At 64.1% G+C, this 11390-nt stretch carries 7 protein-coding genes; 5 read left to right on the forward strand and 2 right to left on the reverse strand.

What is annotated here, in order from left to right:
- Positions 1-162 precede the first annotated feature (162 nt).
- The 4 genes from HMPREF9710_RS17440 to corA all read left to right on the forward strand — a co-directional run bounded on the left by HMPREF9710_RS17440 (position 163) and on the right by corA (position 4425).
- Positions 163-687, forward strand: coding sequence for a DUF4124 domain-containing protein (locus tag HMPREF9710_RS17440; protein ID WP_005668492.1), 525 nt, complete (start codon positions 163-165; stop codon positions 685-687).
- On the forward strand, positions 684-1787 hold the full coding sequence (glnL, locus tag HMPREF9710_RS17445) for a nitrogen regulation protein NR(II) (RefSeq protein WP_005668494.1): 1104 nt from the start codon (positions 684-686) through the stop codon (positions 1785-1787). Before HMPREF9710_RS17440 ends, glnL begins: the two co-directional genes overlap by 4 nt.
- Before the next feature lie 64 nt (positions 1788-1851).
- Positions 1852-3354, forward strand: a complete 1503-nt coding sequence (gene ntrC / locus HMPREF9710_RS17450; RefSeq protein WP_005668495.1) for a nitrogen regulation protein NR(I) — start codon at positions 1852-1854, stop codon at positions 3352-3354.
- 102 nt (positions 3355-3456) lie between these two features.
- The gene (gene corA, locus HMPREF9710_RS17455) at positions 3457-4425 is read left to right on the forward strand and encodes a magnesium/cobalt transporter CorA (RefSeq protein ID WP_005668497.1); all 969 of its coding nucleotides are present in this window, start codon (positions 3457-3459) and stop codon (positions 4423-4425) included.
- Here corA and HMPREF9710_RS17460 read toward each other — a convergent pair whose 3' ends face one another.
- Both HMPREF9710_RS17460 and HMPREF9710_RS17465 read right to left on the reverse strand, forming a co-directional pair.
- On the reverse strand, positions 4426-5304 hold the full coding sequence (locus HMPREF9710_RS17460; protein WP_005668498.1) for an EamA family transporter: 879 nt from the start codon (positions 5302-5304) through the stop codon (positions 4426-4428). It lies immediately after the preceding gene.
- Positions 5301-6920 carry an NAD(P)/FAD-dependent oxidoreductase gene (locus tag HMPREF9710_RS17465; RefSeq protein ID WP_005668499.1) on the reverse strand — a complete coding sequence of 540 codons (1620 nt, stop codon included), beginning with the start codon at positions 6918-6920 and terminating at the stop codon, positions 5301-5303. The genes HMPREF9710_RS17460 and HMPREF9710_RS17465 overlap by 4 nt, the downstream gene beginning before the upstream one ends.
- A gap of 670 nt (positions 6921-7590) precedes the next feature.
- Between HMPREF9710_RS17465 and HMPREF9710_RS17470 the strand changes: the two genes are divergently transcribed.
- Positions 7591-10653: a TonB-dependent receptor gene (locus HMPREF9710_RS17470; RefSeq protein ID WP_005668500.1), complete on the forward strand. Its 3063-nt coding sequence runs from the start codon at positions 7591-7593 to the stop codon at positions 10651-10653.
- Positions 10654-11390: the final 737 nt, after the last annotated feature.

Genomic DNA, 11390 nt, shown 5'->3' on the forward strand with positions numbered 1-11390 from the left:
TCGGTTAGCAATACTGTTGTGCCTGCGCATCGCCATGCTCCACGGCGATGCCATGAAACGCGGGGAAAGCGATGGCTTTCCCCGCGTTTTTTGTTGCTTCGGGTATAGTCGGGCGCGACTACAATGCATCTTCCCGCCGATGCAAGCTACCGAGTGATAGGAATGACAAACATCGTTTTTCACGGCGCCGTGGCCATGTTCGCCCTGCTGTTCTGCGCCTCGGCCCAAGCCCAGATCTACCGCTGTCTCGATGCCAACGGCCGCCCGCTGTACACCGACACCAAGGTCGGCAAGTGCCAGCTGATCGACACCGGCTACAGTTCGCCGCCGGCCGCGTCGAAGCCGATCCCGGCCCCGCGCTCATCGAGCGCCTCGGGCGGATCGGGTTCGGCAAGCGCGCCGAGCCCGGCCGCCGCCAGCACCCCGTCGGGCTTCCCGCGCGTGGACAACGTGGTGCAGCGCGCGCGCGACGACGAGCGGCGCGAGATCCTGGGCGACGAGCTGCGCATCGAGGAACGCAAGCTGGCGGACCTCAGGAAGGAATTCAATAACGGCGAGCCCGAGCGCCAGGGTAACGAGCGTAATTACGCCAAGTACCAGGAGCGGGTGGCGTCGATGCGCGACGAGATCAACCGGACCGAACGCAATATCGAGGCGCTGCGGCGCGAGATCGGCAATATCAGATGACCCTGCCACCTTTGAAGGACACTCCCGCTTTTGACGCGGGCGATCCGGCGCGCTACGCCGGCCTCGACCTGCTGGCCTCGGCCGTGCTGCTGACCGGCGCCGATGGCGAGGTGCTGTATGCGAACGCCGCCGCCGAGAACCTGATGGAGCTGTCGCTCAAGTCGCTGCAGCGCCATCGCCTGCCCGAGCTGTTCCAGAACGGCGCCGAGCTGGCGGCCCTGATCGGCCAGGCGCTGGCCCACCAGTACGCCGACCTGCGCCAGGACCTGACCCTGCAGCGCAATAACCGCGAGCCGCTGCACGTGAACAGCATCGTCAGCGCGCTGGGCGACGGCACCCTCCTGATCGAGCTGCGCGAGAACGTGCAGCAGCTGAAGCTCGACCGCGAGGAGCGCATCCTCGACCAGAGCCAGGCCAACAAGGAACTCATCCGCAACCTGGCGCACGAGATCAAGAACCCGCTGGGCGGCATCCGCGGCGCGGCCCAGCTGCTGGAGCTCGAGCTGCCGCCGCACCACCTGCTCGAGCTGCAGGAATACACGCAGGTGATCATCAAGGAAGCCGACCGCCTGCAGACCCTGGTCGACCGCCTGCTGGCGCCGCACAGGAAACCTCACATCGTCGGGGACGTCAATATCCATGAGGTGTGCGAGCGGGTGCGCAGCCTGATCCTGGCCGAATTCCCGCAAGGCTTGAGCATCAAGCGCGACTACGATGCCTCGATTCCGGAGTTTCGCGGCGATTTCGAGCAGCTGATCCAGGTGGTGCTGAACATCGCCCACAACGCCGCCCAGGCGCTCGCCGGCCGCATCGCCGGGGGCGATGCCGAGATCGTTTTGCGCACCCGCGTGGCGCGCCAGGTCACCCTGGCCAAGGTTCGTTACGGGCTGGCATTAGACTTGCATATCATCGACAATGGACCGGGCATCGCGCCCGATATCCGCGACCGCATTTTCTATCCGCTCGTATCCGGGCGCGACGGCGGGAGCGGCCTCGGGCTGACGCTGGCGCAAACCTTCGTGCAGCAGCACCTGGGGGTGATCGAGTGCGAAAGCCGGCCTGGACTGACGGATTTCCGTATCCTGCTGCCCCTGCCATAAGCGCGGGCAGCGAGAAGCGCCGACCAGTCCTTTATTGAATCCATGTTGCGGGAAGCACGAATACATGAAACCAATCTGGATTGTCGACGACGACGCATCGATTCGCTGGGTGCTCGAAAAAGCCCTGGCGCGCGAAAGCCTGGAGACCCGCAGCTTCGCCAACGCGCGCGAGGCCCTGACCGCCTTTGAAACCGATACCCCGCAGGTGCTGGTATCGGACATCCGAATGCCGGGCGAATCCGGCATCGACCTGCTGCAGGCCGTCAAGGCCCGCCATCCCGGCCTGCCGGTCATCATCATCACCGCCTTTTCGGACCTCGATTCGGCGGTGTCCTCGTTCCAGGGCGGCGCCTTCGACTACCTGGCCAAGCCGTTCGACATCGACAAGGCGGTGGCGCTGATTCGGCGCGCGCTGGAAGAAAGCCTGCGCGAAGCCAGCGTCGAGGCGCTGCCCGCCGAGACGCCCGAGATCCTGGGCCATGCTCCGGCGATGCAGGAGGTGTTCCGCGCCATCGGCCGCCTGTCGCAATCGAACGTGACGGTGCTGATCACGGGCGAATCGGGCACCGGCAAGGAGCTCGTGGCGCGCGCGCTGCACAAGCACAGCCCGCGCGCGCAACAGCCCTTCATCGCCCTGAACACCGCGGCGATCCCGAAGGACTTGCTGGAATCGGAACTGTTCGGCCACGAGCGCGGCGCCTTCACCGGCGCCCAGGCCATGCGGCGTGGCCGTTTCGAGCAGGCCGAGGATGGCACCTTGTTCCTGGACGAGATCGGCGACATGCCGTTCGACCTGCAGACGCGCCTTTTGCGTGTGCTGTCCGACGGCCACTTCTACCGCGTCGGCGGCCACCAGCCGGTGAAGGCCAATGTGCGCGTGATCGCCGCCACCCACCAGAACCTCGAGCAGCGCGTGCGCGACGGGTTGTTCCGCGAAGACCTGTACCACCGCCTGAACGTGATCCGCCTGCGCCTGCCGTCCCTGCGCGAGCGCAGCGACGACATCCCGATCCTCACGCGCCACTTCCTGGTGCAGAGCGCACACCAATTGGGCGTCGAACCGAAGCGCATGAGCGAGCAGGCGATGCGCTTCCTGACCGGGCTCGAATTGCCGGGCAATGTGCGCCAGCTGGAAAACCTGTGCAACTGGATCACCGTGATGGCGCCCGGCCAGACCGTCGAGATCAAGGACTTGCCGCGCGACCTGACCCAGGGCCAGGCCGGCGCCGGCGCCAATCCGGTGCCGCTGGCCGACGGCGTGGTGGGGGCGGGCGCGCTGCCCGTGGCCGGCGCCGGCGGCATCGTCATGCAGGTCGCGGCGCAGGCGCCGGCCTCGCCCGACGGCTGGATCGACCTGCTCGAACTGCAGGCCGCCGGCATGCTCAGCGCGGGGCAGATGGACGTGATGGACATCCTGGGGCGCCAGTTCGAATCGGCCCTGATCAGGACAGCCCTCAAGCATACGCACGGACGCAAGAACGACGCCGCAATGCGGCTCGGGATCGGGCGCAACACCATCACGCGCAAGATCGTGGAACTGGGGATCGACGGCGCGCGCGAGGAATAGGCTCGTAGTAAAGCCTCGTAGTAAAGCCTGATGGTGAAAAGTGTGGCGGGTGGTGTAAGCTCCTGCATCGCCCGCTCTACCTTTTCACCTCATTTTCACCTCATGCTGATCAACTGCGTCGCCTACCAGGAAGGCAAGAAACTGTGCGATATCCCGGTCGAGGATATCAGCGAATACCTGAAACAGGACGACACCTTCGTCTGGGTCGCCCTGCGCGACCCGGCGCCCGCCGACATCACCCTGATGCAGGAAGAATTCGGGCTGCACGAACTGGCGGTCGAAGACGCCCTGCGCGGCCACCAGCGTCCCAAGCTCGAGGAATACGGCGACTCGTTGTTCGTCGTGGTCCAGATCGTGGAGCTGGCGGACGATGAACTGAACGTCGGCCAGCTGGCCGTGTTCGCGGGCGAGAACTACGTGCTGTCAGTGCGGCGCGACGCCAGCCAGGGCTTCCTGGGCGTGCGCGCGCGCGCCGAGCGCGAGCCGCATCAACTCAGGAAGGGCGCCGGCTTCGTGCTGTATGCGCTGGTCGACGCCGTGGTCGACCGCTACTTCCCGGTGGTCGACATGCTCGAATCCGAGCTCGAATCGATCGAGGACCACATCTTCGGCATGCAGGGCAAGCAGCGCGCCAACGTCGAGCGCCTGTATGAGCTCAAGCGCAAGGCGCAGACCCTGCGTCACGCCGTGGTGCCGCTGATGGACGCCGTCGGCCGCCTGTACGGCGGCCGGGTGCCGGGCGTGGTGCTCGAGACCCAGGATTACTTCCGCGACGTGCACGACCACCTGTACCGCATCGCCGGCCGCCTGGACGCGGTGCGCGACACCATCAACACCGCGATCCAGGTGACCCTGTCGATGGTGGCGATCGAGGAGAACGAAGTCAGCAAGAAGCTGGCCTCGTACGCCGCGATCTTCGCCGTGTTCACGGCCTTCGCCGGGGTGTGGGGGATGAACTTCGAGTTCATGCCGGAGCTGAAGTGGAAGTGGGGCTATCCGCTGGCGCTTCTCACCATGGTGGGCGTGTGCGCCTACCTGTACCGGCGGTTCAAGAAGGCCGGCTGGTTGTGATCAGCGCCGGTCGGCGGTCGCCGCCGCCCCGGCGCAGGCCAGCGTCACCAGCGCGATCGCCAGCCATTGCAGCGTCGTGAGCCGCTCGCCCAGCAGCAGGAAGCCCGCCAGCGCCGCCACTGCGGGACCGGCGCTGACCAGGATCCCGAACACGCGCCGCGGCAGGCGCTTGAGCGCCTTCATCTCGAGCGTATAGGGCAGGGCGGACGACAGCAGCGCCACCGCCAGGCCGCCGCCCAGCACCGCGGGCGCCAGCAGGTCGCCGCCGGCGTGGGTGACGCCGAACGGCACCACGAACACGCAGGCCGCCAGCAGCCCCCAGGACACGGCCTGGCCGCCGTCCAGCATTGATACCCGCTTGCCGAACACGATGTACATCGCCCAGCAGAACGCCGCGGCCAGCGCGTAAGCGATGCCGATCGGGTCCAGCGGGGCGCTGCCGGCCGCCGTCGGCAGCAACAGCCATAATCCCGCGCCGGCGAGGATCACCCACAGGAAGTCGCGCGCATGGCGCGAGGACAGGATCACCACCGCCAGCGGCCCGGTGACTTCGATCGCGACCGCGATGCCGAGCGGGATGCGTTCGAACGAGCGGTAGATGAACAGGTTCATTGCCCCCAGCATCACGCCGTAGATGACGAGATTGGGCACGTCGGCGCGGCGCAGCTTGAAACGCCACGGCCGCACGATGGCGAGCAGGATCAGGGCCGACAGGCCGACCCGCAGCGCCACCACGCCGGCGCTGCCGACCGCCGGAAACAGGCCCTTGGCCCAGGCGGCGCCGGCATTGATCGACACCAGCGAACCCAGGATCGCCAGCGCGGGCGCGGCCACGCCCTGGGCTCTGGTGGCGGCGTGCGCGTTCACCTGATCATTCACTTGGCCGCCATCGCCCTGGCCACCGCCTCGGCCACGCGGATGCCGTCCACCGCGGCCGACATGATGCCGCCCGCGTAGCCGGCGCCTTCGCCGGCCGGGAACAGGCCGCGCGTGTTCAGGCTTTGCAGGTCGTCGTTATTGCGCTTGATGCGGATCGGCGACGAGGTGCGGGTCTCGACGCCGGTGAGCACCGCGTCTTCCTTGTAGTAGCCCTTGATCTGCTTGTCGAAGGCGACGAAGGCTTCGCGCAGCGCCGTGATCGCGTAGTCCGGCAGCGAGGTCGCCAGGTCGGTCAGGTGCACGGCCGGGCGGAACGACGGCGTCACCGATCCGAATTCGGTCGAGGGCCTGCCTTTGACGAAGTCGCCCATCAGCTGGCCCGGCGCGTCGTAGGTGCCGCCGCCCAGCACGAAGGCGCGCGATTCGAGCTCGCGCTGGAAATCGATCCCGGCCAGCGGGTGGCCGGGATAGTCGTCGGGCGTGATGCCGACCACGATCGCGCTGTTGGCGTTGCGCTCGGCGCGCGAGTACTGGCTCATGCCGTTGGTGACGACGCGGCCTTCCTCGCTCGACGCGGCGACCACGGTGCCGCCCGGGCACATGCAGAAGCTGTAGACCGAGCGGCCGTTGGAGGCGTGGTGCACGATCTTGTAGTCGGCCGCGCCGAGCAGCTTGTTGCCGGCGTTCGGGCCGAAGCGGCAGACGTCGATCAGCGACTGCGGGTGCTCGACCCGGAAGCCGATCGAGAACGGCTTGGCTTCGATGTAGACGCCGCGGTCGTACAGCATCTGGAAGGTGTCGCGCGCGCTGTGGCCGATCGCCATCGTCAGGTGGCGGGTCGCGATCTCTTCGCCGCTGGCCAGGCGCACGCCGACCACCTGGCGCACGCCGCCGCTCTCTTCGACCAGCACGTCGTCCACGCGCGTCTCGAAACGGATCTCGCCGCCGAGCCGGATGATCTCGGCCCGCATCTGTTCGACCATCTTGACCAGGCGGAAGGTGCCGATGTGCGGCTTGCTGACGTACATGATCTCTTCCGGTGCGCCGAAGCGCACGAACTCGGTGAGCACCTTGCGGCCGTGATGGTTGCTGTCCTTGATCTGGCTGTACAGCTTGCCGTCCGAGAAGGTGCCGGCGCCGCCTTCGCCGAACTGCACGTTCGACTCGGTATTGAGCTTGCGCTTGCGCCAGAAGCCGAAAGTGTCCACGGTGCGCTCGCGCACGATCTTGCCGCGCTCGAGGATGATCGGATTCAGGCCCATCTGGGCCAGGACCAGCGCCACGAACAGGCCGCAGGGGCCGGTGCCGACCACGACCGGACGCGGGGTGCCAGGGGCCGGCTTGCCCACCTGGACGAACTTGTATTCCACGTCGGGCGAGGGCATCACGTGCTGGTCGTGCTTGAGGCGCGCCAGCACCGCCGCTTCGCCGCGCACTTCGGCGTCGATCGAATAGATCAGCACGATGGCGGCCTTCTTGCGCGCATCGTAGCTGCGCTTGTAGACGCTGAAGTCGACCAGGTCGGCGTCCTGGATGCCGAGGCGGGCCAGGATGGCCTCGCGCAGGGCCGGCTCGGGGTGGTTCAGGGGGAGTTTGAGTTCGTTAATACGCAGCATGGGAAGGGTGGTTGCTGGTGAGGCAACAAATAGAAGGCGAACAAAAGCGTCATTTTACTTGGCGTCATGCAGCCCGTGTGGCGAAAGCGGCGGCCATGCATGGACGTCGCCCCGCACCTGGTTCCCGGCGCTACCCTGCATGCGACATTTGGTAATAGAGGAGTGTAAAGACAGGTTTTCTTTTCGACGCTTTATTACTAGAACAAATATCCTTATGCGCCAGAAGATAGTCTATAGACAACGAAAATTAGTTAAATATGACATGGTGCCGAATGATATTTGCACCGGATTGGCGCCTTGCAACGTAAATACGGCTATTTGTATGGTTAGACTCACTTTTGACAGAATATTGCGAGGTAGCGCCAGTTTGGTGCTTCGCATTGCCAAAATTGTGCGGCGCCGCACCAATCTGGCTGAATTTAATTTGCAGGTTTGGATTTCTCATAGGAGAGTGTTGTATATATGCATACCGCAAGAGTGTGTCATTGACACAATAACTTATGCCATGGTCTTATGAATCCAAGCAACTCTACAGCGTTATCAAGTAAATGAATATGCCGTCAGTTGCCACAAGAGAGGAAAAGTTACAAACGCAGTGACTTTAGGATTACAACTAAAAACCAACACCGGCCGCTTCACGAGGGTGGCCGACAAGAGGACAGGAAATCGCATGTTGAAAAAAACCGTATTGGTCCACGCACTGAGCATCGCCTTCGGCGGCGCCGCACTGGGCCTGGCCGTGATGTCGCCGGCAATGGCGCAGTCGAATGCTTCCGGTAGCGTGTTCGGTACCGTCGCCCCGGGCAGCAATGTCCAGATCCTGATCGAGAACCCGGACATCGGCATCCGCCGCACTTTGACCCCGGACGCGCAGGGCCGTTTCGTGGCCAGCTCGCTGCCGAGCGGCGTGTACCGCGTGACGCAGCTGCGCGACGGCGCCAACGTGGCGACGGTCGAAGTCGAAACCGGCATCGGCCGCAACGGCGAGGCGATCTTTGCCGGCGCCCCGGCCGCCGACGGCACCCAGGTCGTGCAGGTGAGCGCCCGCCGCGCCACCATCGACACCAGCAGCGCCGGCAGCAGCGCCACCTTCAACGCCCGCGAACTGGCCTCGCTGCCGATCGGCCGCAACATCGAATCGATCATCCAGCTGGCCCCGAACACGACCACGGCCGATACCCGCTTCGCCGGCGGCGCTTCGTTCGGCGGCGGCGCGGCTTCCGAGAACTCGTACTACATCAACGGTTTCCCCGTCACCAATCCGCTGACCGGCCTGGGCGCGGCCCAGCTGCCTTTCGGCGCAATCGCCGAGGCGCAGGTGCTGACCGGCGGCTTCGGCGCCGAATTCGGCCGTTCGATCGGCGGCGTGGTCAACATCGTCACCAAGAGCGGCACCAATACCTGGGAAGCCGGCGGCCTGGTGACCTGGGAACCGAAATCGCTGCGTGCTACGCCGTACGACATCTACTATGGCAACACCGGCACCCCGAACAACGCCGCCACCGACGGCACCCTGCGCCTGGCGCGCGCCGAGAACACGGTCGACCGCAAGGTGTACGGCGCCTACGTCGGCGGCCCGATCATCAAGGACAAGCTGTTCTTCTTCGCCGCAGCCGAAAAGCACGATACCGAAGAGGGCCTGGTCAACGGCTTCCGCGTCGCCACCAACAACGCCTCGGTAGGCTGGCGCGACCGCGACACCAAGGTCGAACGCTATATGGCCAAGCTCGACTGGAACATCAGCGACAATCACCGCGTGGAATTCACCACGATGGGCGATACGCCCGAAGTGACCCGCGCGGATAGCGGCTTCGACTACGCGACCCGCACCCGCACCGGCGTCGTCAGCTCGACCCAGCGCCTGGTCAACGTCGACAACAACGGCGCCAAGCTCAACACGCTGCGTTACGTCGGCAACCTGACCGACGACCTGACCGTCACCGCACTGTACGGCCGCTCCAAGTCGACCCACGAGAACTACTTCACCGGCTATAACCCGGACCTGTTCCAGATCTCGTCGACGGTCGACGCGCGCGCGCCGGGCCTCTCCTACGCCAACCCGCAAAACATCAGCGGCAACATCCTGGCCCCGGGCTCGGAAGACATCGTCGACTCGGGCCGCTTCGACGTCGAATGGCGCCTGGGCCGCCACACCCTGCGCGGCGGCTTCGACCAGACCAAGGTCGAGTCGGTCGCGGCGGGCGAATTCATTGCCGGCGGCGGACGCTGGGATTACTTCCGCGCCACCAATCCGAACGCGCAGATCGAAGGTCCGAGCGGCGTGATGATTCCGTCGCCGGCCAGCACCGGCAGTCCGCTGGGCAGCCAGGGCTATTACGTGACCCGCAACCTGTTCTCGACCGTCACCAATTCGTTCGGCGAACAGAGCGCCTGGTATCTGGAAGACCGCTTCCAGGCAACCCCGAACCTGCTGCTGACCCTGGGCGTGCGTAACGAGTCGTTCAAGAACCAGAACGACACCAAGACCACCTTCCTGGAGATGAAGAACCAGATCCAGCCGCGCCTGGCCGCGGTATGGGACGTCAACGGCGACGCCAGCCTGAAGGTATACGGCACCGTGGGCCGCTACTCGGTCCCGATCCCGACCCACATCTCGGTGCGCGGCGCCGGCCGTTCGACCTATACCGCCCAGTACTACACGTATACCGGCACCGACGCCAACGGCGCGCCGACCGGCCTGGTGCAGCTGAGCCAACCGCTGTCGAACAACAACGAATATGGCCAGGATAAGGTCGTCGAGACCCTGGCAGCGCGCGACATGGATCCGCAATACCAGGACGAGCTGACCTTCGGCTTCGAGAAGGCGTTCTCGCCGTCGCTGAACTTCGGCGCCAAGGCGATCTACCGCAAGATGCGCTCGACCATCGACGATTTCTGCGACGTGCGTCCGTTCGAACGCTTCGCCGAAGCCAATGGCATCGAAATCACCAATCCGCTGTGGGGCAACACCTGCCAGACCTTCAACCCGGGTGAAGACAACGAGTTCCTGGTCGACTTCTCGGGCGATACGTCGCGCCTGACCCAGGTGAACCTGACCGCGGCCGACCAGGGCTTCGACAAGCCGAAGCGTACCTACAAGTCGATCGAGACCTTCCTGGAGCACCCGTTCCGCAACGGCTGGTACGCCAAGGCCAGCTATACCTGGTCGAGCAACAAGGGCAATACCGAAGGCCAGGTGCGTTCGGATAACGGCCAGGCCGACGTTGCGGTCACCTCGTCGTGGGATTATCCGGAGCTGATGGAAGGCGCCTATGGCTACCTGCCGAACCACCGCAAGCACCAGCTCAAGGCCTTCGGCTTCTATGAAGTGACGCCGGAAGTCGTCGTCGGCGCCAACGTGCTGATCGCCTCGGGCCGTCCACGCAGCTGCATTGGCAGCGCCGCCAATCCGGGCGATTCGCCGAACTACGCGAACCAGACCTTCTACTGCGGCGGCCTGACCCGTTCGGAGAACGTGCTGACCCCGCGCGGCACGGTGGGCAACCTGCCGTGGGAACACCGCTACGACCTGAACGTGGCGTACAAGCCCAACTTCATCAAGGGCCTGCAGTTCCGCGTCGACGTGTTCAACGTGTTCAACAGCCAGGTCGTGCGCAACGTGACCGAGGCCTACAACAACGGCGCCAACGTCAGTGGCCTGTACCAGACTCCGCTGTCGCTGACCTCGCCGCGTTATGCACGCTTCTCGCTGATGTACGACCGCAAGTTCTGATCCTGAGCGGTGGCCGCAAGGCCGTCGCCAGCCGGACAGGCCGCTCTTCGGAGCGGCCTTTTTTTCGGCGCTGCCACCGTCCCCACTGTATTGCGCCGCACGGCCATCAGCGCGCACGCATTGGCATGCGGGATCGTTGCACCTCACTTTGCGCTGGATCAACAAACCCAGCGACCATTCTTGCAAATTCCATGGCCGACCGTACCGGATTCCGGTACTGCCGAGGAGTCGTCCTCTTCTTCGTACGGCGCTATAAGTAGAGCGAATATCCTTTCTTGTTTTCTGGTAACTGAAAGTTTACAAAATTATCCTTGCGTGACATCCGTCCGAACGTTCTGCGGCAGACATCCCGATTTTCTCGTGTCTGTATGGTGTACGTATCGATTTTGCCGATTGCGATACAAGATTTCGTTTGATGTGCAATTTGGTGCGACAACCAGCCAAATATGTGCATCCATGCCCGGTTTTGGCGACTTTTATTCGGTTTGCGTAATCGGTCATGGTTTGTCATAAACAGTGTTGTTTATATGCATACCAAAGGAAACTGTGTCATTGACACAAGAAGTTTCCTCATGGTTCTATCCAAAAGCGCCTTTTGGTCGAATTATCAGTTAAATGAATATTTCGTCAGTGGGCCCAAGAGAGGAAAGCAGCCAACGCTGCTGAGATCGTGATTCATACACAACCATCCGAGCCCGTTCCGCCAGAACAGCGAGGAATAAAACAGGAAATCACAC

The organism is Massilia timonae CCUG 45783 (genome assembly GCF_000315425.1).
In the GTDB taxonomy this organism is placed as follows: Bacteria; Pseudomonadota; Gammaproteobacteria; order Burkholderiales; family Burkholderiaceae_D; genus Telluria; species Telluria timonae.

Excerpts from the sequence above, each read along its gene's own strand:
- HMPREF9710_RS17440 (WP_005668492.1), top strand. The coding sequence starts at position 163 with ATGACAAACATCGTTTTTCACGGCGCCGTGGCCATGTTCGCCCTGCTG.
- glnL (WP_005668494.1), top strand. The coding sequence starts at position 684 with ATGACCCTGCCACCTTTGAAGGACACTCCCGCTTTTGACGCGGGCGAT.
- ntrC (WP_005668495.1), top strand. The coding sequence starts at position 1,852 with ATGAAACCAATCTGGATTGTCGACGACGACGCATCGATTCGCTGGGTG.
- corA (WP_005668497.1), top strand. The coding sequence starts at position 3,457 with ATGCTGATCAACTGCGTCGCCTACCAGGAAGGCAAGAAACTGTGCGAT.
- HMPREF9710_RS17465 (WP_005668499.1), bottom strand. The coding sequence starts at position 6,920 with ATGCTGCGTATTAACGAACTCAAACTCCCCCTGAACCACCCCGAGCCG.
- HMPREF9710_RS17470 (WP_005668500.1), top strand. The coding sequence starts at position 7,591 with ATGTTGAAAAAAACCGTATTGGTCCACGCACTGAGCATCGCCTTCGGC.